Genomic DNA, 22,155 nt, shown 5'->3' with positions numbered 1-22,155 from the left:
TCCGACCGTGCCGGCCGCGCCGCCGAGACCGGGGCCCGCCAACCCGGCGCCGAGGATCGACCGCGGGTCGTCAGCCGCGGGCAAGGACCGCCAGCGGGTCGGTGTGGCCGGGCGTCCACCCCAGCTCCGCGCGAGCGCGGGACGGGGTGAGCTGCTGGTCGAGGGCGAAGGCGTCCGCGATGGGGCCCATCTGCTCCCGCGCCTGCTTCAGGGAGATCGACTCCGTCTTCCCGTCGAGGCCGGCCGACCGGCTGATGGCCAGCGCCACGTCCTTGGCCGTGGGATTCACTCCGCCCACGCCGACGTAGACGGAACCGGCCTTCGCCTTCAGGGCGGCGACGTAGAGCTCCGCGATGTCGTCGACGTGGACCAGCGCCCAGTGGTTGGCGCCGTCGCCGATGTAGGGGATCGCGCCCGCCTGCCTGCCGGGTGCGGTGAAGAACATGTCGATCAGCCGGTTCTCTCCGCCGTAGAGCAGCCCGGGCCGGACGACCACGGGTCGTCCGCCGCGCGCCGCCCGCTGGAGGACGGCCTCCTCCACGGGGCGCCGCCAGGCGACCAGGGCGGGCGGGTTCCAGGGCGCGGTTTCGTCGGCCACCCCGTCGGTGTCGCCGTAGACCCAGGTGCCGCCCGTGTGCACGTACGTCCCCGTGCCGACGCCGTCCTGCATGGCGTCGGCGGCGGCCTTGTCGGCCTCCCCGCTGTCCGCCTGGGCCAGGTGCACGACGGCCTCGGCCCGAGCCGCGGCGGCGTTGAGCACCTCCAGGTCGTCCAGCCCGCCCATCACCGGGAGGGCACCCCGTGCGCGGACCGCGTCCGCGGAGCGTTCGCTGCGGGCCAGTGCCTCGACGGCGTGTCCGTGCCGGATCAGCGCGGTGATCGTCGCCTTGCCCAGGTAACCGGAACCACCGGTGAGGAAAACCTTCATCGCCTTGCCCTTCGTACGGTCCAGAACGTCGCATTCAGCGTGCGCCGGACCCGAGGAAGGCGTCCAAGACCTGTTCGGGCGGCTGTGATGCCCTACGGGTATCAGTGCGGCAGCGGCCGGGAGCAGGCCCGGATGCCCGGCGGCGGTCGACACGGTGCGGCGCGTGGCGGCCCGCGACCCGGTCTCTTCGCCCGCCGGCAGCCGCCGGTCGAAGGCGCACGCCGCCGGCCCCGTTGCCAGGCCTGAAACCGCACGCGGACGGGACCCGATCGGGCCGCCGACCCGATCCGGCCGCCGGTCAGTGGCGGGCGCCCGGGATCTCCCCGAGTTTCACCGGGCGGCGCTCCCGGCGGGAGAGCTCGCAGGCCTCCGCGATGCGCAGGGCCTGCAGTGCCTCGCCGCCGTCGCAGGGGTTGGCTCGCTCGCCGCGCACCACCTCGACGAACGCCGCGATCTCGGCCTCGTACGCGGGTGCGAACCGCTCCAGGAACCCCGTCCAGGGCTTGTCCGCGGCCGGCGGACCGGCGGGCTCCGTGGACGCGATCGGCGTACGGTCGTCCAGGCCCACCGCGATCGTGTCCAGCTCGCCCGCCAGCTCCATGCGCACGTCGTAGCCCGCGCCGTTCGTACGTGTCGCCGTGGCCGTGGCGAGGGTGCCGTCCGCCAGTGTGAGCACGACCGCCGCCGTGTCGAGGTCGTTCGCCTCCCGGTACATCGCCCCGCCCGCGTCGGACCCGGTCGCGTACACCTCGGCCACCTCCCGTCCGGTCACCCAGCGCAGGATGTCGAAGTCGTGGATGAGGCAGTCCCGGAAGATGCCGCCGGAGACCGGCAGATACGCGGCCGGCGGCGGTGCCTGGTCGGCCGTCAGCGCGCGGACCGTGTGCAGCCGCCCGAGCCGACCCGAGCGCAGGGCCTCCCGCGCCGCCGTGTAGCCCGCGTCGAACCGCCGCTGGAAGCCCATCTGCAACACCGTCCCGGCGGCGTCGACCTCGGCGAGCGCTGCCAGCGTGCCCGCCAGGTCCACCGCAATCGGCTTCTCGCAGAACACGGGGAGCCCGGAGCGCGCCGCCCGGCCGATCAGTTCGGCGTGCGCCGCGGTCGCCGCGGTGATGACCACCGCGTCCACGCCCCAGGTGAAGATCTCGTCCACGCCCGGCGCCGCCGTCGAGCCCAGCCGGTCCGCGAGCCGACGGGCCCGCACGGTGTCGACGTCCGTGATGATGAGCGACCCCACCTCATGGTGACGGCTGAGGGAAGCCGCGTGGTATGTCCCAATACGCCCCGCTCCGATCAATCCGATGCGCATGTGACCAACGTGGGGGTGTACCCCCCACTATGTCAATGCTTTGTCCGGACAACCGGACTACACAACTTCCCGTCAACAAGCGCCGGAGCTACGCTCGCCCCGTGCCGAAACCAGATGTGGACCCCACCGTCCCGCTCCAGCTCAGCGTCGACCGGAGCAGTCCGGTGCCGCTCTACTTCCAGCTGGCCCAGCAGCTGGAGGCCGCGATCGAGCACGGCGAGCTGACGCCGGGCAGCCTGCTGGGGAACGAGATCGAACTGGCCGGGCGGCTCGGCCTGTCCCGCCCCACGGTCCGGCAGGCCATCCAGTCCCTGGTCGACAAGGGCCTGCTCGTGCGCCGTCGCGGCGTCGGCACCCAGGTCGTGCACAGCCAGGTCAAGCGCGGCCTGGAGCTGAGCAGCCTCTACGACGACCTGGAGGCGGCCGGGCAGCGCCCCGCGACCCGGGTCCTCCTCAACACCTTCGCGCCCGCCTCCGCCGAGGTCGCCGCCGCGCTGGGCGTCCCCGAGGGCATGGAGGTGCACCAGGTCGAACGGCTGCGCCTCGCGCACGGCGAGCCGATGGCATATCTGTGCAACTACCTGCCGACCGGCCTGCTCGACCTCGACAGCGACCAGCTGGAGGCCACCGGCCTCTACCGGCTGATGCGCGCCGCCGGCATCACCCTGCACAGCGCCCGGCAGTCCATCGGAGCGCGAATCGCCGGCCGGGGCGAGGGCGAACGACTCGGCGAGCCGGAGGGCGCCCCGCTGCTCACCATGCAGCGCACCACGTTCGACGACACGGGCCGCGCCGTGGAGTTCGGCACCCACACCTACCGCGCCTCGCGCTACTCGTTCGAGTTCCAGCTGCTCGTACGCTCCTGAGCCGCCGGGGGCGCGCGGTGGCCGGCCCTGCCACCCGTCCCCATCCCTCCCCGTCCGTCCTCATGCCCCGTCCCCGCCCCTACCGGGCCCTGACCTGCGACGTCGATCAGCGGTCGGCGATACTTGGTCATTCCAAGCAACTGCAGGAACCATGCAAGAAGGGCACGGCCACGTGGCACGGACCAGAACCTGGGCAACCATCGCGCTCGCAGGAGCGCTCGGCCTCTCGCTAGCCGGGTGCAGCAGCCACGGCGGCAAGCGCGCCGAGGACGCCCGCGAGGCCGCGGCCCAGGGCAGGGCAGCGGTGAACACCCCCCGTTGGACCTTCGCGATGATCACTCACTCGGGTGATGGCGACACCTTCTGGGACATCGTGCAGAGCGGTGCCAAGCAGGCCGCCGTCAAGGACAACATCGACTTCCTGTACTCGCACAGCGCCGAGGCGCAGCAGCAGGCGCAGCTCGTCGACGCAGCCGTCGACCAGAAGGTGGATGGCATCATCGTCACGCTGGCCAAGCCCGACGCGCTCAAGGCCGCCGTAACCCGGGCGGAGAAGGCCGGCATCCCGGTGGTGACCGTGAACTCCGGGTCCGCCGAGTCCAAGGCGTTCGGGGCGCTCACCCACATCGGCCAGGACGAGACCATCGCGGGCGAGGCCGTCGGCGACGAACTCGACAGGCGCGGCAGGAAGAAGGTCCTGTGCGTGCTGCACGAGCAGGGCAACGTGGGCCACGAACAGCGCTGCGCGGGCGTCCGGAAGACCTTCCACGGCACCGTCGAGAACCTCTACGTCAACGGCACGAACATGCCCGACGTGCAGTCCGCCGTCGGCGCCCGGCTCCAGGCGGACCCGTCCGTCGACGCCGTCGTCACCCTCGGCGCCCCCTACGCCGACACCGCGGTGAAGGCCAAGGCCGACGCCGGCAGCCGGGCGGAGGTCGACACCTTCGACCTCAACGCCAAGGTGGCCGGCGAGCTGAAGGACGGAACCCTCGGCTTCGCCGTCGACCAGCAGCCCTACCTCCAGGGCTACGAGGCGGTCGACCAGCTCTGGCTCCACAAGTACAACGCGAACGCTCTCGGCGGCGGCAAGCCGGTCCTGACCGGACCGCAGATCGTCACGAAGGACCAGGCCGCCGCCCTCGAGCAGTACACCAAGCGGGGAACCCGATGACCGCCACCGCACCGGCCTCCGCGCCGGACCGCGACGCGGAACAGCGCCCCGGTCGGCCGCGGGACGAACGGCTCCTGAAGACCTCACCGCTGAAGAAGCTCCTCGGCCGGCCCGAGCTGGGCTCGGTGGTCGGCGCACTCGCCGTCTTCCTGTTCTTCTCGATCGCCGCCGACAGCTTCCTGCGCGCCTCCAGCCTCAGCACGGTCCTGTACGCGGCCTCGACGATCGGCATCATGGCCGTCCCGGTCGCGCTGCTGATGATCGGCGGCGAGTTCGACCTGTCCGCGGGCGTCCTCGTGACGTTCTCCGCGCTGGTCTCGTCGATGTTCAGCTACCAGATGACCGCGAACGTCTGGGTCGGCGTCGGGGTGTCCCTGCTGGTCACCCTGGCGGTCGGCGCCTTCAACGGCATCATGCTCAGCCGTACGAGACTGCCGAGCTTCATCGTCACGCTCGGTACGTTCCTGATGCTGACCGGCATGAACCTCGGCTTCACCAAGCTGATCAGCGGTACGGTCTCCACCAAGTCGATCTCCGACATGGACGGTTTCACCTCTGCGCGGGCCGTGTTCGCCTCGACGCTCACCCTCGGCGGCGTCGGCTTCAAGATCACCATCCTGTGGTGGTCGGCCCTGGTCGCCCTCGCCTCCTGGATCCTGCTGCGCACCCGCGCCGGCAACTGGGTCTTCGCGGTCGGCGGCAACAAGGACGCGGCCCGCGCGGTCGGTGTCCCGGTCGCCAGGACGAAGACCGGCCTGTACATGGGCGTGGCGCTCGGCGCCTGGATCTCCGGGCAGCACCTGCTGTTCTCGTACGACGTCGTGCAGTCCGGGGAGGGCGTCGGCAACGAGCTGATCTACATCATCGCCGCCGTCATCGGCGGCTGCCTGATCACCGGCGGCCACGGTTCCGCGGCCGGCTCGGCGGTCGGCGCGTTCATCTTCGGCATGACCAGCAAGGGCATCGTCTTCGCGGAGTGGAACCCCGACTGGTTCAAGTTCTTCCTCGGAGCGATGCTGCTCCTCGCGACCCTGCTCAACGCCTGGGTCCGCAAGCGCGCGGAGGCCACCAAATGACGCGGACCGCAACACGTACGGCACTCGTGGAGCTGTCCGGCGTCGGCAAGCGCTACGGCAACGTCCGCGCCCTCGAAGGCGTCTTGCTCGAGGTCCACCCCGGCGAGATCACCTGCGTCCTCGGGGACAACGGTGCGGGCAAGTCCACCCTCATCAAGATCATCGCCGGGCTGCACCAACACGACGACGGCGTGCTGCGCATCGACGGCGAGGAGACCCGTCTGTCCTCCCCGCGCGAGGCCCTCGACCGCGGTATCGCCACGGTCTACCAGGACCTGGCCGTCGTGGGCCTGATGCCGGTGTGGCGGAACTTCTTCCTCGGCTCCGAGCCCCGCAGGGGCAGGGGACCCTTCAAACGCCTGGACGTCGACTTCATGCGCCGCACGACGCGCGAGGAACTGCTGCGGATGGGCATCGACCTGCGCGACGTCGACCAGCCCATCGGGACCCTGTCGGGCGGTGAACGCCAGTGCGTGGCGATCGCACGCGCGGTGTACTTCGGCGCGAAGGTCCTGGTCCTGGACGAGCCGACCGCGGCACTCGGCGTCAAACAGTCAGGTGTGGTCCTCAAATACGTGGCCGCTGCACGGGACGCGGGCCTAGGTGTTGTTTTCATCACCCACAACCCCCACCACGCGTACCTGGTGGGGGACCGGTTCGTCCTCCTCAAGCGCGGCACGATGATCGCGCATCACGTCCGCGAGGAGATCACCCTGGAGGAGCTGACACGCCAGATGGCGGGCGGTGAGGAGCTGGACGATCTGCGCCACGAGCTGGAACGCGTCCGGTAGGGGGCGCCCCTGCAGAACACCGTCCAAGGCCCCAGCGCGGCGAAGGGGCCCACGGTGCAGGCCAACGCGTGCGTGCGGCAGAATCGGGCCGGTGAGCACCTACCGCGACTTCACCCACCGCGGCTCCGCCCGGGCCACCGTCCTGCGGACCGTCGGCACGCGCGAGCGCCGTTCCCATCTTTCGGCGCCGCGCGTCCCCACGGTCGGCATCGACATCGGCGGCACGAAGGTGATGGCCGGCGTCGTCGACGCCGACGGCAACATCCTGGAGAAGCTCCGCACCGAGACGCCCGACAAGTCCAAGAGCCCCAAGGTCGTCGAGGACACCATCGTCGAGCTCGTCCTGGACCTCTCCGACCGGCACGACGTGCACGCCGTCGGCATCGGCGCGGCCGGGTGGGTGGACGCGGACCGCAACCGCGTCCTGTTCGCCCCGCACCTGTCCTGGCGCAACGAGCCCCTGCGCGACCGTCTCGCCGAACGGCTCGCCGTCCCCGTCCTGGTCGACAACGACGCCAACGCCGCCGCCTGGGCCGAGTGGCGCTTCGGCGCCGGCCGGGGCGAGGACCACCTCGTCATGATCACCCTCGGCACCGGCATCGGCGGCGCCATCCTCGAGGACGGCCAGGTCAAGCGCGGCAAGTACGGGGTCGCAGGGGAGTTCGGCCATATGCAGGTCGTGCCCGGCGGCCACCGCTGCCCGTGCGGCAACCGCGGCTGCTGGGAGCAGTACAGCTCCGGCAACGCCCTGGTCCGCGAGGCCAGGGAGCTGGCCGCCGCCGACTCCCCGGTGGCGTACGGGATCATCGAGCACGTCAAGGGCAACATCTCCGACATCACCGGCCCGATGATCACCGAGCTGGCCCGCGAGGGCGACGCGATGTGCATCGAGCTGCTCCAGGACATCGGCCAGTGGCTCGGCGTCGGCATCGCCAACCTGGCGGCCGCCCTGGACCCGTCCTGCTTCGTGATCGGCGGCGGCGTCAGCGCGGCCGACGACCTGCTGATCGGCCCGGCCCGGGACGCCTTCAAGCGCCACCTCACCGGCCGCGGCTACCGCCCCGAGGCGCGTATCGCCCGAGCCCAGCTCGGCCCCGAGGCCGGCATGGTCGGCGCCGCCGACCTCGCCCGGCTCGTGGCCCGCCGCTTCCGGCGCGCCAACCGGCGCCGGGTGGAGCGGTACGAGCGCTACGAGCGGTACGCGGAGTCCCGCCGCACCACCAAGGGACTGCTGTGACGGCCGCCGCCTCACTGCCGCGCCAGTCCTCGCCCCCGGGTGAGCCGCCGCGCCCGCCGGAGGACCGTCGGCGCACGATCCGCCGCCGGGCGCTGACCCTCCTGATCATCGTGCTGCTCATCGGCGTGCCCGCCGGGTACCTGATCATCTCCGCCAACCAGTCCCGCAACAGCGGCAAGGACAAGGAGGCGAAGTACGCGGCGACCGGCCTCGTCCCCGGCCGGCCCTCGTGGCTGCAGCGCCACCTCTACCAGGTGTGGATCCCGCCGGACGCGACGAAGATCGCGTCGTACGAGACGAACAACTGGAAGACCAGCCGGCTGTACGTGCAGTTCACCACCAGCGACGACGGACTGAACCGGTTCCTGTCGACCCTCAAGGCCACCCGGTCCTCGCTGAAGCCGAACGACATCGCCATCAGCACGCGCGACCAGCACGTCGTCAGCTGGTCCTTCACCGGGCAGGGCCCCTGGTACGGCCTGACCCACGCGCAGAAGAACCCGGCGCCCACGCTGGACGTCGTCGTGAACACGTCCCAGCCGCAGCACCCGACGGTGTACGTGGTGTCGCGCACCATCCCCTGACGGCCGATGCCCCGATCGGTCCCGGACCGACGGCCCCTGACGGGCACGCCCCCGCAGGGCCCGGTCCGCGGCCGGAGCCGATTGTCGGACCCCGCCCGTAGAGTCGAAGACGACTGACACGAACGAGCGGCGGGAGGTGACCGGACGTATGGCGGAGCAGGTGGCCGAGGCGGCCGCGCCCGGGCGGGCGCCCGCATGGGAGAGCCTGGCCGCGGTCTTCCTGCCCGCGCCGCTGCCCCGCCGGAGCCGGGTGGCCTTCTGGGACCCGGACGGCGGCCCGCTGCCGTCGGACGGCACCGAGGACCTGACGGTCGTCCGGCCGCACGGATCCGGAGCACGCAGGAGCACCGTGCCCGCCGTGCCCCTGCCCCTCACCGAGGCCCTGCCGCTGCTCGCGCGAGCCCGCCGCGCCCCCGCCGCCCACCCCGCGACCGCCTGCTGGGGCGCGGCCGCCCTGCACGCCCTGCGGCTCGTCGCTCGCGGCCGGCTGCTGCCCGGGCTCACCGCGGACGGACACGACGCGTGGCGGGCCGGACCCCTGGAGCCGGACGACATCACCCACCTCAGGGCCATTGCCGCCGCCCTGCCGTACGAAGGCCATGCCGTCCCGCTCCCCGCCAAGGGCCCCCTGCTGCTGCCCGAGCCCGAGGCCCTCGTCCGGTCCTTCCTGGACGCGGTCGCGGACACCCTGCCGCGCACCCCGGCCGCCGCCCACACCGCGGGCCGGCCGTTCGCCGCCCAGGAGCCGCAGCCGCTGCCCGATGCACACGAGTGGGCCGCCGAGGTCGCCGCGGGCATGGACGCGGGCGTGCGGATCTCGCTGCGCCTGGACCTGTCGGCGTACGACCTGTTCGACGGCGGCGAGGGAGCGGGCCGCGCCGGGGCGGCGGTCGTGCAGGTGCACAGCCTCGCCGACCCGACGCTGGTCGTGGACGCCGCCGCACTGTGGGCCGGTGAGGCGGACGCCGCCTTCGGCCCCCGCGCGCGCGTGGACGCGGCCCTCGCGGTCCGCCGCGCGGCCCGGGTCTGGCCCCCGCTGGACCGGCTCGCCGAACAGGAGGTGCCGAACGTCCTGGCGTTGTCCGAGGACGAGGTGAGCGACCTGCTGGGCGTCGCCGCCACCCGGCTGGGCGCGGCCGGCGTCGCGGTGCACTGGCCCCGGGACCTGGCACACGACCTGACCGCGACGGCGGTCGTACGCCCGGCGCCCGGCTCGGCGACCGACGGCACCGGCTTCATGGAGAGCGAGGAACTGCTGCGGTTCCGCTGGCAGTTGGCGCTCGGCGTTGATCCGCTCAGCGAGGCCGAGATGGACGCCCTCGCGGAGGCCCACCGCCCGGTCGTCCGGCTGCGCGACCGGTGGGTGCTGGTCGACCCGGCGCTCGTCCGCAAGGCCCGCAAGCGGGAGTTGGGTCTGCTCGACCCGGTGGACGCGCTCGCCGTCGCCCTCACCGGCACCGCGGACGTCGACGGCGAGACGGTGGAAGCGGTGCCGACCGGCGCGCTGGCCGCCCTGCGGGACCGGCTGACGGCCGGAATCGGCCCGGTGGATCCGCCCCCGGGCCTCACCGCCCGGCTCCGGGACTACCAACTGCGCGGCCTGGCCTGGCTGGACCTCATGACCTCCCTCGGCCTCGGCGGCTGCCTCGCCGACGACATGGGGCTCGGCAAGACGGTCACCGTCATCGCGCTGCATCTGCGCCGGGCGCGCCGCGAGCCCACGCTGGTGGTCTGCCCGGCGTCCCTGCTCGGCAACTGGCAGCGGGAGATCACCCGGTTCGCGCCCGGAGTCCCCGTCCGCCGCTTCCACGGCCCGGAGCGGACCCTGGACGACATGGACGGCGGATTCGTCCTGACCACGTACGGCACGATGCGGACGGCGGCACCCCGGCTGGCAGAACAGACCTGGGGCCTGGTCGTCGCCGACGAGGCACAGCACGTCAAGAACCCTTACTCCGCCACGGCGAAGGCACTGCGCACCATCCCGTCCCCGGCCCGCGTCGCCCTCACCGGCACACCTGTGGAGAACAACCTCTCCGAACTGTGGGCCCTGCTGGACTGGACGACCCCCGGACTGCTCGGCCCCCTGAAGTCCTTCCGCGCCCGGCACGCGCGGGCGGTGGAGACCGGTGAGGACCCTCAGGCGGTGGAGCGGCTGGCCCGCCTGGTCCGCCCCTTCCTGCTGCGGCGCAAGAAGTCCGACCCCGGCATCGTTCCCGAGCTTCCGCCGAAGACCGAGACGGACCACCCGGTCCCGCTCACCCGCGAGCAGGCCGCGCTCTACGAGGCGGTCGTGCGGGAGTCGATGCTGGCGATCGAGACCGCGGAGGGCATCGCACGGCGGGGCCTGGTCCTCAAGCTCCTGAGCGCGCTCAAGCAGATCTGCAACCACCCCGCCCTCTACTTGAAGGAGGACGCGGGGACCGCCACGGGCCTCATCGCCAGATCCGGCAAACTCGCCCTGCTGGACGAACTGGTGGACACACTGCTGTCCGAGGACGGCTCGGCGCTGGTCTTCACCCAGTACGTGGGCATGGCCCGCCTGATCACCACGCACCTGACCTCCCGCGCGGTGCCCGTCGACCTGCTGCACGGAGGCACGCCGGTGCCCGACCGCGAGCGGATGGTGGACCGCTTCCAGAGCGGCGCGACCCCGGTCCTGGTGCTCTCCCTCAAGGCGGCGGGCACCGGCCTGAACCTCACGCGCGCTGGCCATGTCGTCCACTTCGACCGCTGGTGGAACCCGGCGGTGGAGGAACAGGCCACGGACCGCGCCTACCGCATCGGCCAGACCCAGCCGGTCCAGGTCCACCGTCTGATCACGGAGGGCACCGTCGAGGACCGCATCGCGGAGATGCTCCAGGCCAAGCGCGCGCTGGCGGACGCCATCCTGGGCTCGGGCGAGTCGGCCCTCACGGAACTGACGGACCGCGAGCTCGCGGACCTGGTGTCGCTGAGGAGGACGGCATGAACGGGGCGGCGCAGGAACGCCCCTGGGCGGGCGGGGAACCGAGCGGCGACGACGCGACGCGCCCCGCCGACGCGGCCCGCCGTGCGCTGCGCGCGGCACGGGAGCGCGAGCGGCTCGACGGTGAGGCGGAGGGCGCGGAGCCTCCCGCCGGGGCCGAGCGTTCTGCCGGAGCCGAGCCTTCTGCCGGGGGAGCGGACGTCGCCCTCCCCGGGCCGGAGGCGAAGCCGGCGACCCCCCGGCCGGGCGATGCGGCGCGCGCGGCGCTGCGGCGGGCGAACGCGGAGCGTCGGAGTACCCGGCGGGCGGACGAGCCGGGGGAGCAGCCGAAGGAGGGAGAACCGGCGGCAGCGCCGGAGGCCGCAGCGTCACCGGCCGCAGCGCCACCGGCCGCAGCTCCACCGGCCCCTGGGCGGGAGACCGCGTCCGCCACACGGCCCGGCGACATCGCGCGCGAGGCGTTGCGGACGGCACGGAAGGAGGCGGAACGGGAACGCACGGAGAGCCGCGCCACGGCGGCCGAGGCAGGGCGCCGATCCGGCAGCCCGGGGCCGGCCCACTCCCGGGAGGGCGCCGCCGAGCCGTCCGGCACCGAGGAGACCCCCGCCCCACGAGGAGCCGTCGCCGCACCGAGGACGACGGGTGCTAGGGGCCGCCGCAGCACTCGTCCTGCGGCGGGCGGCCGCCAGGCGCGGGAGGTACGTGCGCTCCTCGCCGGTGCCTTCGAACTGCCGGCGTCGGCGGCACCGCGGAGCGGGAGCGCGTCCGTCGCGCGGGAGCCCGGCGAGCGGCGCGGGACGCCCTCGCCGTCCCCGCACGTGACACCCGGCCCGCCCACACGGCCGCGACAGGGCACACCCGAACCGTCCGCGAGGCCCCCCGGTGCGCTGTCCGCCGAACCCCCGGTCAGCCCCCGCTACCCCCGGTCCATGGCCGCCCCCGGCCGTGACGGCGAGCTGCGGCGCACGTTCGAGGCGCTCCCCGCCCGTGCGGTGCGTGACCGCGACCGCTTCGCCGAGACGTGGTGGGGCAACGCCTGGGTGTCCGCGCTGGAGGAAGGGGCACTCGACGCGGCACGCCTGGCGCGGGGGAGGGCGTACGCGGGGCGGGGGAACGTCGACGCCATCACCGTCACCCCGGGGCTCGTGGTGGCATACGTGCAAGGCAGCCGGCCCCGGCCGTACCGCGTGCAGGTGCGGCTCAGGACGTTCTCCGACGAGGAGTGGGACCTCTTCCTGGACGCCGCCGCCGAGCGGCCCGCGCACATCGCCGCGCTGCTGGACAAGCAGATGCCGCAGTCCCTCGCCGAGTGCGGGGTCCGCCTGCTCCCCGGCGCCGGCGATCTCGAACCCCACTGCAGCTGCCCCGACTTCGGCCACCCCTGCAAGCACGCGGCCGCCGTCTGCTACCAGACCGCACACCTGCTCGACCGCGACCCCTTCGTCCTGCTCCTGCTGCGCGGCCGTGGCGAGCGCGACCTGCTCGACGCCCTGTCGCGGCGCAACGCGGCCCGCGCGGCCCGGGCCGACCGGGACCGCAAGCCCGCCCCCGCCCCCGGCATACGTGCCCGGGACGCCCTGGCCCGCCACACCCGGCCGCCGCTCCCCGCGCCCCTGCCCCCGCCCGCCCATCCCGAGCAGCCACCGGTCTACCCGGACGCCCCGGGCGGCCCCGACTCGTTCGCGCTGGACCAACTCGCCACGGACGCCGCCGCCCGCGCGCACGCCCTGCTGACCACCGGGCACGACCCGGTCGCGGAACTGACGCTCTGGCAGGACGCGGTACGGCTCGCGGCCGCCCGCCCCGGCTCGGGCCTCACCGCCGGAAGCCGGGCCCTGTACGCGTCGCTGGCCGCCGCCACCGGGCGGACACCGGCCGACCTGGCGCGGGCGGTCGCCGCCTGGCGCCAGGGCGGAAGGGAAGCCCTCGCCGTACTGGAGGAGCCCTGGGACCCTCCGGCCGGCCGCTTCGACCGTGCCCGCCCCCTGCTCCTGGCCGCGGACCTGCCCGCCTTCCGCCCGTGGCGCAACCGCCTCACCCACCCCGACGGCCATGTCCAGCTCCGTCTCGGCCAGGACGGCCTGTGGTACGCGTACGAGTCGGAACCGGGCCGCGACGACTGGTGGCCCCGGGGCACCCCGGACCCGGACCCGGTCGGCGCCCTGACCGGACTCGGGGCGCCGGGGGAGGGCTGACAGGGCGTCCTGGGATCAGTCGGTGCCCTGGGCGTAGTCCTGGTCCATCCTGGCGAGGACCTTCTCGGGGATGGAGCGGCCTGCCGTTCACGGCGAACCAAGCGGCGCTGACCTGGCCGCCGTGGCTTGCGAGGTCCTCGAAGGAGGCGGGGTGCTCGTTCGCCCACGGGCGGGTGCTCACACCCCTGCCGGCCGTCTGTCCGGATTCAGGTGACTCATGGCCGGACCGAGGCGGCGCCGGACACCGGGTGGTCGGCAGTGTGGAAGACGGACGCACCGTCCTCCGAGCTGTCACACCCGGACGGGCTACCTCGCCGCCCTGACGAGAACGCGCACGGGCGACGGAGGAATACGCGAGCAGGTGAAATCGATCATGCGAAACGGCATACATCTCCCTGCCGCGTCTTCCCGATGACGAGCTGCTGTGAGCCCTGTGTGTGACGGGCTGCGCGCTCGAGTCGCCCCTCCCAGTAAGGACCTGTATGCAAGCCATCACAGTCCGAGACCGTAACGCCGGTCTCGGCGGGATGTCCCTGACGGACATGCCCCACCCCCATGCGGCCGAGAACGACGTCATCGTGCGGGTGCACGCCGCGGGCTTCACTCCAGGAGAGCTGGACTGGCCCGCCACGTGGACCGATCGCGCCGGCCGCGACCGGACGCCGAGCGTGCCCGGGCATGAGCTCTCGGGTGTCGTCGTGGAGCTGGGGTACGGCACCACCGGCCTGAGCGTCGGACAGCGGGTGTTCGGCCTGACCGACTGGACCCGCAACGGCAGCCTCGCCGAGTACACCGCGGTTGAGGCCCGCAACCTGGCCCCGCTGCCGGCCGACATCGACCACACCGTGGCAGCCGCACTGCCGATCTCAGGGCTCACCGCCTGGCAGGGCCTGTTCGACCACGGCCGTCTCGCCACAGGCCAGACCGTCCTGATCCACGGCGCCGCGGGCGGCGTCGGCTCGATCGCGGTGCAGCTCGCCCGCGAGGCCGGCGCCCGCGTCATCGGCACCGGCCGGTCCGCCGCCCGGGACAGGGCGCTCGCCCTGGGCGTCGACACCTTCATCGACCTGCAGACCGAGAAGCTGGAGGACGCCGGCGAGGCCGACGTCGTGTTCGACGTGATCGGCGGCGACATCCTCGACCGCTCGGCCGCCCTGGTCCGCCCCGGTGGCACGCTCGTCACCATCACCATGCCGCCCACGGTCCAGCCCAAGGACGGGCGGGCCATCTTCTTCGTCGTCGAACCCGACCGCGCCCGGCTCACCGATCTCGCCGCGCGGTTGAGGGACGGCCGGCTCAAGCCGGTCGTCGGTGCTGTGCGGCCGCTCGCCGAAGCACCCGCCGCGTTCGCCCCCGGCGAGCGCACCCCGGGCAAGACGATCATCCGCGTCACGGAAGACCGAACAGGAGCCCGATCATGATCGAAATGCGGATCGCCGGCGGCTTGCTGGCCGTCGCCACGCTGGCCGCGGCCACGGCGTGCTCGACCTCGAACCGGCCCGCCCACGCCAAGAGGCCGACCGCGGCCGTGGCATCGCCAGCGGCCATGGCATCGACGCGCCCCACCGAAACCCTCGAGCCGCTGTTCCAGCAAGCACTTCCGAATGTGAAGGGCAAGACGTTCACCTCGATGATCGTCGACTTCCCGCCCAACGCTCGCGCGATGCCGCACCGGCACGGCCAGGCGTTCGTCTACGCCTACGTCCTCGAAGGCACCCTGCGCAGCCGGCTCGAGGGCAAGCCCGTCAGCACCTACCACCAGGGCGAGAACTGGGTCGAGCAGCCGGGCGCCCACCACGTCCTCACCGAGAACACCAGCCCGACCGAACGGGCCAGGCTCCTGGTCGTCTACGTCTCCAACACCGGAGAAAAGCTCAAGGTCGACGACACGAAGCCATAGCCCCCGCTGTGGCGGCGGCCTCTCCGCCACAGCGTCCGATGCCCCGAACGCTACGCTGCCCGGGAGGTCTTCCACCTGGTCAGGGCCATGGAGTCATGCCCCCGTCACAGGCGCGGTCGTGATACGTGAGAGGGTCTGAGGCGTGAGTGAGACACCGTCGAACACCCTGCAATACCGCTTCGACGGGCCAGAAGAGGCTCCCGTCCTGATGCTGGGTCCCTCACTGCGTACCACCCCGTTCTCCGGCTCCTCCGCAGCGGTTCGGGCGTCTCAGTCGCTGTCTGTCGGCGGGCGGCCGATCCGGCTGCAGTGAGAGTGACTTGGTCGATCGGGGCCTGGGCAGGCGGTTCCCGGGAGCGGTGCAGGAATCCTGCCTGAGCAGCCGACCCGCCGCACGACGGCACGCCCCGGTGCGAAATACTCTCCCGATGAGTTCACGCACTTCCCCGATCAGCCAGCCGATCACGATACGGAGGGCCGTTGCGCGGGATGCCAAGCGGCTCACGCGGCTCGTGCGTGGCTCAGGCGCCTACGCGGGTAAGTACGCAGCCGCAGTCGCGGGCTACCGGGTCGGGCCTGATTACATCGAGGCCCACCGCGCCTTTGTGGCCGTCGGCGCCGACGAGCATGGAGGCCGGGTCCTCGGGTTCTACTCGCTCGTCCTCGCTCCACCGGAGCTCGACCTGCTGTTCGTCGCCGACGAAGTGCAAGGGCGGGGTATTGGACGACTGCTCGTCGCGCACATGCAATCCGAGGCCCGTGCCGCCGGGCTCGACCGCGTCAAGGTCGTGTCGCATCTCCCCGCCGAGGACTTCTACCACCGCGTCGGTGCAGTGCGGATCGGGACCGTGCTCGCGAACCCGCCCGCCGTCCTGTGGGACCGTCCCGAATTCGAGTTTCGCATTCCTTCGGAATGACGCGGTGTGCCGGTTCGCAGGACACCGGCTTCGCGTGCATGGCGGCGCTCCGTGTGTGCCGTCGTCTTTGCCCTCTGGCAGGGGAACGCCTGCGCCGGCGGCCTCTCCCTCACCCGAGGCCGACGATCTGGAAGAGGTGTGCGACGGAGGCACTGGGTGCTGCCGGTCGTAGCCGGCCCCCGGCGCTTCGCGTGATTCGGTGGGTGATGAGGAGAGTGTTGACGCCGCTGGAGCCCACGATCGTGACGCCGTCGAGGTCCAGCACCGTCCCTCTCGCAGGATCTCCAGTCGGAGAGCGGTCCTGATCTGGGCCTCGGAGCGGGGTCGTGGCGGCGGACGTACGCGGCTTGGCACGCCGTTCAGCGTGGGCGAGAACCGGGCCGGTCCCACCGAGGACTGCTGTACGGGAAGCGGGGACCGCCATTCGAGTGAGCACTCTTCCTGATGTACCTGCGGTAGAAGCAGACGCACACTCCATGGAGAAAAACTGTCATGGCAACAGTAGACATTCCTCCGTCACAGGGTTAGCGTTGTCGTCGTACCCAGAAGTCGAAGTGGGCGCAGCAGACACGAACTGCTGTGCAGGTAGACCAGAAGGACACGGCCCCAGCAGGGCTGTGAGCAGTACCCGCGGTATCCGCGTAATCGAAAGGTAAGGAGCAGAACGCCATCAGGATCGCCCGGGCGAGGGAGTCCGCCCGGGTACCGCAAGACCCCGGATTGGAAGGTGGTCCCCGGTCACGCATTCGCGATCCCCGCAACCCCGCCCTCCCGGGCGGCACCTGCGGAAAAAGAAGGCCGGCGCAGTGCGCCGGTAGATGGTGTTGAAAGCTCGGGGCCCGGGTGCCGTACTGGCACCCGGGCCCCCCGACGCGTCCCCGAAAGAAGAGGTCTATGCCGCCTGCCGGTTCCCGTCCCGTCGGCCCTCTCGACGATGACGACTACCCCGCCTACACCATGGGCCGGGCCGCCGAGATGCTCGGCACCACCCCTGCCTTCCTCCGTGCTCTCGGTGAACACCGCTTGATCACTCCGCTGCGCTCGGATGGCGGCCATCGCCGCTACTCCCGGTACCAGCTGCGCATCGCCGCCCGCGCCCGCGAACTCGTCGACCAGGGCACCGCCATAGAGGCCGCCTGCCGCATCGTCATCCTCGAAGACCAGCTCGAAGAGGCGCAGCGCATCAACGAGCAACTGCGCGCCGAGGGCGGCAAGCCTCAGCCGCAGACATCAACCTGATCAGAACGCCCGAACCCGAGGCAACCGATGCACTGCCGACGGACGAGGCCGTGAGGGACCGCACCGCCGTTTCGCAGCTCAGGCGGGCTCAGCGCGCGGGGACGGTGCTGCCGATGCAATGGCTCAGGCGTCGATGATGACGGGGATGATGAGGGGCTTGCGGCGGTGGGTGCGGAACGCCCAGTTCGCCACGGCGCGGGCGAGGAGTTGTTCGAGTTGGTGCGCGTCCCCGACGCCTTCCTCGGCTGCGGTGGCCAGGGTCTTCTCGATGACGGGGATGACCGGCTCGAAGGTGGTGTCGTCGTGGACAAAGCCGCGGGCCAGGAAGTCGGGGGCCTCGGCGAGGGCGCCGGTGTCCGCGTCGACGATCGCCACGACCGTGACCACGCCTTCGGCGGCGAGGGTGAGGCGGTCCTTGAGGGACGCTTCGGTGGCGCCGCCGACTTCCATGCCGTCCACGTAGACGTTGCCGGCGGGGACCTTGCCGGTGATGGATGCGCGTCCGTCGATCAGGTCGACGACGACGCCGTCCTCGGCGATGACGACCCGGTCGGGGTCGACACCGGTACGGATGGCGAGGTCGGCGTTGGCCCGCAGGTGACGCCATTCGCCGTGCACGGGCATGACATTGCGGGGCTTGACGATGTTGTAGCAGTAGACGAGTTCGCCGGCGCTGGCATGCCCCGAGACGTGCACCTTGGCGTTGCCCTTGTGGACCACGTGGGCGCCCCACCGGGTGAGTCCGTTGATCACCCGGTAGATGGCGTTCTCGTTGCCGGGGATGAGGGAACTGGCGAGCAGGACGGTGTCGCCCTTGCCGATGCGGATCATGTGGTCGCGGTTGGCCATCCGTGACAGCGCGGCCATCGGTTCGCCCTGGGACCCGGTGCACACCAGAGTGATCTTGTGGTCCGGGAGCTTCTCCAGCTCCTTCGTGCTCACGACCAGACCGGAGGGGACCTTCAGATAGCCCAGGTCACGGGCGATGCCCATGTTGCGGACCATCGACCGGCCGACGAAAGCGACCTTGCGGCCGTGCTGGTGCGCGGCGTCCAGGACCTGCTGGATGCGGTGCACGTGGCTGGCGAAGCTGGAGACGATGACCCGGCGCGGCGCGGTGCGCATCACCTGCTCGATCGCCGGGTTCAGCTCTCGCTCGGAGGTGGTGAAGCCGGGTACTTCGGCGTTGGTGGAGTCGGTGAGGAACAGGTCCACGCCCTCCTCGCCGAGGCGGGCGAAGGCGCGCAGATCGGTGATGCGGTCGTCGAGAGGGAACTGGTCCATCTTGAAGTCGCCGGTGTGCAGCACCATCCCGGCCCGGGTGCGGATCGCGACCGCGAGGCTGTCGGGGATGGAGTGGTTGACCGCCACGAACTCGCAGTCGAAGGGTCCAAGGCCGCGCCGGTCGCCCTCCCGCACCCGCACCGTGCGCGGCCGGATGCCGTGTTCCTTGAGCTTGGCCTCCAGGAACGCCAGCGTCAGCTTCGAGCCGACGACGGGAATGTCGGACCGCTCGCGCAGCAGGTACGGCACGCCGCCGATGTGGTCCTCGTGGCCGTGGGTGAGTACCACGGCCACGACGTCGTCCAGCCGGTCCCGGATCGAGGTGAAGTCCGGCAGGATCACGTCGACACCGGGCTGGGTCTCCTCGGGGAACAGCACGCCGCAGTCGACGATGAGCAGCTTGCCCGCGTGCTCGAAGACGGTCATGTTGCGGCCGATCTCACCCAGGCCGCCCAGGGCGATGACCCGCAGCCCTCCTTCGGGAAGGGGCGGGGCGGCTTTCAGTTCGGGGTGCGGATGACTCATACCCTGACGGTACCCGGAGAGCGGGACGGGTGATCCGTTGCCTGTGCGATCTCCTTTTCCCGACGGAGCCGGGGCACCCGCAGTGGGTGCCCCGGCATGATCGGATCACGCCGGCGGTTGTCTTCGATCACCTTGAGCGCGAAGGTGTCGACGTGGCCAAGCTCGCCGCCTGGCAGCGCATGGCCCAGGCGACCTGATCCGCGTTCGTATGGGGAAGGGCCGGTCACGCATGATCGGTGAGGCCCACCCGGAAAACAGTCGGCGGCAGGGAGGCCATGCCTCGCCGCCTTGTGCAGAAGAAGGGCGCGAAACCGCTTGATCACCATCGGCCGAGCCTCATGGGCGATCCGGCCCTTCGTTCCGGGCCGGATGTTGGCGCGTTTCCGCTGGCGGCTTCCATCATGCCGTTATAGCGTTGTGATCAGCAGTCGTGGTTCCGAAGTTCCGTTCGCCCGTGATCGCCATCACGGGCGTTCTTGCTGTTCAGCGCCTCTCCGGACCAGGGCGATCACCTCCCGGGCGCGCAGGGTGCGTGCCCGGTTTCCCTCAAAGGAGACAGTCATGGCCAAGGGCACAGTGAAGTGGTTCAACAGCGAGAAGGGCTTCGGCTTCATCGAGCAGGAGGGCGGCGGCCCCGACGTCTTCGCCCACTACTCCAACATCGCCAGCCAGGGCTACCGCGAGCTGCAGGAGGGCCAGAAGGTCGAATTCGACGTCACACAGGGCCAGAAGGGCCCGCAGGCGGAGAACATCCGCCCCGCCTGATCGCGCGCCTCGGTAAGGGCCCGGCATCCCGGCTTCGGGACGCCGGGCCCTTACCATCGGCCGCAGTGGTCAGCGGGCCAGAGCCGATCGGTGTCTCGTGCGTCCCAACGAGCCATTGGCAGGAACAGTGCGCGGAACTGCCGGTACGGCGGCGCCAGGCAGGTGACAGGGCTGTTCCGGACGGAGGTGGACTGCGGCGGTTCGACCGTCGACAGGGATAACGCGGTGGCGGAGTCGGGCCGAGGACTACCTTGCGGTTCGTGGAACTCCGGTCGGCCAGGGTCGTTGTTCATTTCAGGTCGGGGAAATTCCGACGCGACGCAGCCAGGCGTCGGGGCGGGCGAGTCGACCCCGCGCCCGCGGTGATGCTCCGCAGGGCCACTAGCCGTTCGTCAATGCCGCTCACGAATGGGCGAGTAGTCAACACAGTGTCAGCGCGTCAAAGCCAGGTTGCGATAGGGGCCTTGGCCGAGTATCAGGCGCCATCACGGTTCCAGACCGCCCGAGCAGGCCGGTGCCATCCACCCAGGACGTCACCACGCGGGAGGCGAACCACCATGTTTTCCGCCACGGCGGCCGGCTACCGCAAGGCCGGCGGCGTGGACCGGATCGCCCGTACCGCCGACTTCACCACCAAGATCCGCCAAGCCGTCGTGTCCCAGAGCCGCTATCACATCGAGGGCCCGCTCAGGGGCGTGCCGTGACCAGTGTGTCCACCAAGGCGCGGGCGGACTCCGGGGCTCCTCATACGTCAAGTTCAGTGAGGTCGCCGCCCGATCCGCTCGGCAGCCTTTTCGGCGATCATGACCGTGGGTGCGTTCGTGTTTCCACTGATGACAGTCGGCATGACGGAGGCGTCGACGACTCGGAGTCGCTCGACTCCGTGGACCTCCAGATCCGAATTGACGACGGAGTTGTCTCCCGTTCCCATGGCGCAGGTTCCCACCGGGTGATACGCCGTGGCACTCCATCTGCGGACGTGCTCTTCGAGAGCCGCGTCGTCCAGACGGTCGAGGTCGTCACTGGCGGGCAGGTACGACCGCCCCAGGTAGTCGGCGAACGGTGCGCGGTGGGCGATGCCCATGACCGCTCTGAGTCCCGCGACCATGACCGACGCATCCGCGGGCACGTCGAAGTACCGGGGATCGATCAGCGGAGGGGTCTGCGGATCAGGCGACGCGAGACGGACGGTGCCGCGAGTCCGCGGGTGCAGGGGGACGCAGTTCATCGTGAACACCGGCCGGTCAGGTCTTTCCTCACCGCTGAGAATGAGTGCCGTGGCCCCTCCCACCAACTGGACGTCAGGACGGCTGCTGCGGCCGCCCGTGACGTTGAGGAACGCGCCGACCTCGCCGTAGTTGGAGGCGAAGGGCCCGTCGCCGTGCGTGCGCCACCGGTCGAGGTTGTCCGGGGTGAGCAAATCCCGCACGACATCGGTGGAGTTCTGGGTCTCCCACACGATGGGAGCCATCAAATGGTCCTGGAGGTTACGCCCGACCCCGGGCAGGGGGACTCGGACATCTATCCCCACATCGTGCAGCTCATCGGGATCGCCCATGCCCGACAGAAGCAGCAGCTGGGGCGAGTTGATGGATCCACCGCAGAGCAGTATCTCCCTGTCGGCGTGGGCCGTCCGCTCCTGTCCGTCCCGGAGATAGGTGATGCCGGCCGCGCGTGATCCGTTGAGTGTGATCCTTGTTGCCAGGGCGCTGGTGCGTACCGTGAGATTGGGTCGGCCGAGGGCCGGGCGCAGATAGGCGTCGGCCGTGGACCATCGCCGCCCGTGATGGCATGTCACCTGGTACGGGCCGGCACCGACAGGGGATGCACCCGCGAAGTCGTCGTTGCGGTCCAACCCCCATTCCACAGCGGCGTCCAGCCAGGATTGTGAGAGTTCGTGGGTGTAGGTGCGGTCCTCGACGTGCAGGGGTCCGTCCGAACCGTGGTAGGGCTCGCCGAGGCGGCGGTTGGACTCGGACTTCACGAAATAGGGCAGGACGTCGTCGTAGCCCCAGCCTTTCGCACCGTGCTCGTCACGCCAGCTGTCGTAGTCGTGCCGGTTGCCCCGGGTGTAGATCATGACGTTGGTGGATGATGAGCCGCCCAGTGTCTTGCCCCGGGGCCAGGAGAAGGCGCGGCCCTGCTGGGGCTGCTCGACCGTCCGGTAGCTCCAGTCGGTGTGCGATCCGAAGAGCATTCCGAGTGCGGCTGGGATGTGGATGAGTTCGTCGGTGTCAGGGCCGCCCGCTTCGAGGAGCAGCACGCGGACGCGGTCGTCGCGGCTCAGGCGGTCCGCGAGTACGCAACCGGCGCTGCCGGCGCCCACGATGACGTAGTCGAATCCTTCGGTTCCGGTGGAAGTCATGCTGATTCCCTCGCCCGGCGAGCGGCCGTCGC

19 protein-coding genes are annotated in these 22,155 nt (G+C 71.3%); 14 read left to right on the top strand and 5 right to left on the bottom strand.

The features are described from left to right. Window positions 1–70: 70 nt before the first annotated feature. Entirely contained in the window at window positions 71–928 is an 858-nt protein-coding gene (locus SY2F82_RS07185; RefSeq protein WP_200418103.1) for an NAD-dependent epimerase/dehydratase family protein, read from the bottom strand. Window positions 929–1,226: 298 nt separating this feature from the next. Then, on the bottom strand, window positions 1,227–2,237 hold the full coding sequence (locus SY2F82_RS07180; protein ID WP_200418102.1) for a Gfo/Idh/MocA family oxidoreductase: 1,011 nt from the start codon (window positions 2,235–2,237) through the stop codon (window positions 1,227–1,229). A 116-nt stretch (window positions 2,238–2,353) separates the two neighbouring features. Between SY2F82_RS07180 and SY2F82_RS07175 the strand changes: the two genes are divergently transcribed. The 11 genes from SY2F82_RS07175 to SY2F82_RS07125 all read left to right on the top strand — a co-directional run bounded on the left by SY2F82_RS07175 (window position 2,354) and on the right by SY2F82_RS07125 (window position 15,945). After that, window positions 2,354–3,103, top strand: coding sequence for a GntR family transcriptional regulator (locus SY2F82_RS07175; protein WP_236041315.1), 750 nt, complete (start codon window positions 2,354–2,356; stop codon window positions 3,101–3,103). A gap of 172 nt (window positions 3,104–3,275) precedes the next feature. Then, a complete protein-coding gene (locus tag SY2F82_RS07170; RefSeq protein ID WP_200418100.1) occupies window positions 3,276–4,277 on the top strand; it encodes a sugar ABC transporter substrate-binding protein in 1,002 nt (333 codons plus the stop codon). Further along, window positions 4,274–5,353 (top strand): ABC transporter permease, encoded by a 1,080-nt coding sequence (locus SY2F82_RS07165; protein WP_200418099.1) that lies wholly within the window; start codon window positions 4,274–4,276, stop codon window positions 5,351–5,353. Before SY2F82_RS07170 ends, SY2F82_RS07165 begins: the two co-directional genes overlap by 4 nt. Further along, entirely contained in the window at window positions 5,350–6,144 is a 795-nt protein-coding gene (locus tag SY2F82_RS07160) for an ATP-binding cassette domain-containing protein (RefSeq protein ID WP_200418098.1), read from the top strand. Before SY2F82_RS07165 ends, SY2F82_RS07160 begins: the two co-directional genes overlap by 4 nt. A 91-nt stretch (window positions 6,145–6,235) precedes the next feature. Continuing rightward, window positions 6,236–7,381 carry an ROK family glucokinase gene (locus tag SY2F82_RS07155; protein ID WP_200418097.1) on the top strand — a complete coding sequence of 382 codons (1,146 nt, stop codon included), beginning with the start codon at window positions 6,236–6,238 and terminating at the stop codon, window positions 7,379–7,381. Continuing rightward, a complete protein-coding gene (locus tag SY2F82_RS07150) occupies window positions 7,378–7,965 on the top strand; it encodes a sugar kinase (RefSeq protein ID WP_200418096.1) in 588 nt (195 codons plus the stop codon). Before SY2F82_RS07155 ends, SY2F82_RS07150 begins: the two co-directional genes overlap by 4 nt. A 148-nt stretch (window positions 7,966–8,113) precedes the next feature. Next, window positions 8,114–10,936 (top strand): DEAD/DEAH box helicase, encoded by a 2,823-nt coding sequence (locus tag SY2F82_RS07145; RefSeq protein ID WP_200418095.1) that lies wholly within the window; start codon window positions 8,114–8,116, stop codon window positions 10,934–10,936. After that, complete coding sequence (locus tag SY2F82_RS07140) at window positions 10,933–13,128, top strand: SWIM zinc finger family protein (protein WP_200418094.1); 2,196 nt, start codon at window positions 10,933–10,935, stop codon at window positions 13,126–13,128. The genes SY2F82_RS07145 and SY2F82_RS07140 overlap by 4 nt, the downstream gene beginning before the upstream one ends. A 482-nt stretch (window positions 13,129–13,610) precedes the next feature. Further along, window positions 13,611–14,549, top strand: coding sequence for an NADP-dependent oxidoreductase (locus SY2F82_RS07135; RefSeq protein WP_200418093.1), 939 nt, complete (start codon window positions 13,611–13,613; stop codon window positions 14,547–14,549). Further along, window positions 14,546–15,028, top strand: coding sequence for a cupin domain-containing protein (locus SY2F82_RS07130; RefSeq protein ID WP_200418092.1), 483 nt, complete (start codon window positions 14,546–14,548; stop codon window positions 15,026–15,028). The genes SY2F82_RS07135 and SY2F82_RS07130 overlap by 4 nt, the downstream gene beginning before the upstream one ends. Before the next feature lie 428 nt (window positions 15,029–15,456). After that, window positions 15,457–15,945, top strand: coding sequence for a GNAT family N-acetyltransferase (locus SY2F82_RS07125; protein ID WP_200418091.1), 489 nt, complete (start codon window positions 15,457–15,459; stop codon window positions 15,943–15,945). Between the two features lie 109 nt (window positions 15,946–16,054). Here the strand turns inward: SY2F82_RS07125 and SY2F82_RS39815 are convergent, their stop codons facing one another. Then, window positions 16,055–16,369, bottom strand: coding sequence for an STAS domain-containing protein (locus tag SY2F82_RS39815; protein ID WP_374707132.1), 315 nt, complete (start codon window positions 16,367–16,369; stop codon window positions 16,055–16,057). Window positions 16,370–16,839: 470 nt separating this feature from the next. Here SY2F82_RS39815 and SY2F82_RS07115 point away from each other — a divergent pair, with 470 nt between their 5' ends. Further along, window positions 16,840–17,184, top strand: a complete 345-nt coding sequence (locus SY2F82_RS07115; RefSeq protein WP_200418089.1) for a MerR family transcriptional regulator — start codon at window positions 16,840–16,842, stop codon at window positions 17,182–17,184. Window positions 17,185–17,307: 123 nt separating this feature from the next. On the opposite strand, the gene SY2F82_RS07110 is transcribed toward SY2F82_RS07115, so the two are convergent. Continuing rightward, on the bottom strand, window positions 17,308–18,993 hold the full coding sequence (locus SY2F82_RS07110) for a ribonuclease J (protein ID WP_200418088.1): 1,686 nt from the start codon (window positions 18,991–18,993) through the stop codon (window positions 17,308–17,310). 561 nt (window positions 18,994–19,554) lie between these two features. Between SY2F82_RS07110 and SY2F82_RS07105 the strand changes: the two genes are divergently transcribed. Together SY2F82_RS07105 and SY2F82_RS07100 are read left to right on the top strand one after the other, a co-directional pair. Beyond that, on the top strand, window positions 19,555–19,758 hold the full coding sequence (locus SY2F82_RS07105; protein ID WP_014670069.1) for a cold-shock protein: 204 nt from the start codon (window positions 19,555–19,557) through the stop codon (window positions 19,756–19,758). A gap of 557 nt (window positions 19,759–20,315) precedes the next feature. Next, window positions 20,316–20,462, top strand: coding sequence for a hypothetical protein (locus SY2F82_RS07100; RefSeq protein WP_200418658.1), 147 nt, complete (start codon window positions 20,316–20,318; stop codon window positions 20,460–20,462). Window positions 20,463–20,515: 53 nt separating this feature from the next. Here SY2F82_RS07100 and SY2F82_RS07095 read toward each other — a convergent pair whose 3' ends face one another. Further along, window positions 20,516–22,123: a GMC family oxidoreductase gene (locus SY2F82_RS07095; RefSeq protein ID WP_200418087.1), complete on the bottom strand. Its 1,608-nt coding sequence runs from the start codon at window positions 22,121–22,123 to the stop codon at window positions 20,516–20,518. Window positions 22,124–22,155 lie beyond the last annotated feature (32 nt).

Source organism: Streptomyces sp. Y2F8-2, assembly GCF_014905555.1.
Classification (GTDB): Bacteria; Actinomycetota; Actinomycetes; order Streptomycetales; family Streptomycetaceae; genus Streptomyces; species Streptomyces cynarae.
The sequence above is the reverse complement of the archived record's forward strand: the minus strand, read 5'-3'. Positions and strand labels throughout refer to the sequence as shown.

Bases quoted from the DNA above. Each gene is read 5' to 3' on its own strand.
- SY2F82_RS07145 (WP_200418095.1), top strand. From the start codon at position 8,114: ATGGCGGAGCAGGTGGCCGAGGCGGCCGCGCCCGGGCGGGCGCCCGCA.
- SY2F82_RS07180 (WP_200418102.1), bottom strand. From the start codon at position 2,237: ATGCGCATCGGATTGATCGGAGCGGGGCGTATTGGGACATACCACGCG.
- SY2F82_RS07140 (WP_200418094.1), top strand. From the start codon at position 10,933: ATGAACGGGGCGGCGCAGGAACGCCCCTGGGCGGGCGGGGAACCGAGC.
- SY2F82_RS07130 (WP_200418092.1), top strand. From the start codon at position 14,546: ATGATCGAAATGCGGATCGCCGGCGGCTTGCTGGCCGTCGCCACGCTG.
- SY2F82_RS07125 (WP_200418091.1), top strand. From the start codon at position 15,457: ATGAGTTCACGCACTTCCCCGATCAGCCAGCCGATCACGATACGGAGG.
- SY2F82_RS07160 (WP_200418098.1), top strand. From the start codon at position 5,350: ATGACGCGGACCGCAACACGTACGGCACTCGTGGAGCTGTCCGGCGTC.
- SY2F82_RS07110 (WP_200418088.1), bottom strand. From the start codon at position 18,993: ATGAGTCATCCGCACCCCGAACTGAAAGCCGCCCCGCCCCTTCCCGAA.
- SY2F82_RS07100 (WP_200418658.1), top strand. From the start codon at position 20,316: ATGTTTTCCGCCACGGCGGCCGGCTACCGCAAGGCCGGCGGCGTGGAC.
- SY2F82_RS07185 (WP_200418103.1), bottom strand. From the start codon at position 928: ATGAAGGTTTTCCTCACCGGTGGTTCCGGTTACCTGGGCAAGGCGACG.
- SY2F82_RS07105 (WP_014670069.1), top strand. From the start codon at position 19,555: ATGGCCAAGGGCACAGTGAAGTGGTTCAACAGCGAGAAGGGCTTCGGC.
- SY2F82_RS07095 (WP_200418087.1), bottom strand. From the start codon at position 22,123: ATGACTTCCACCGGAACCGAAGGATTCGACTACGTCATCGTGGGCGCC.
- SY2F82_RS07115 (WP_200418089.1), top strand. From the start codon at position 16,840: ATGCCGCCTGCCGGTTCCCGTCCCGTCGGCCCTCTCGACGATGACGAC.
- SY2F82_RS07135 (WP_200418093.1), top strand. From the start codon at position 13,611: ATGCAAGCCATCACAGTCCGAGACCGTAACGCCGGTCTCGGCGGGATG.
- SY2F82_RS07165 (WP_200418099.1), top strand. From the start codon at position 4,274: ATGACCGCCACCGCACCGGCCTCCGCGCCGGACCGCGACGCGGAACAG.
- SY2F82_RS39815 (WP_374707132.1), bottom strand. From the start codon at position 16,369: ATGGCGGTCCCCGCTTCCCGTACAGCAGTCCTCGGTGGGACCGGCCCG.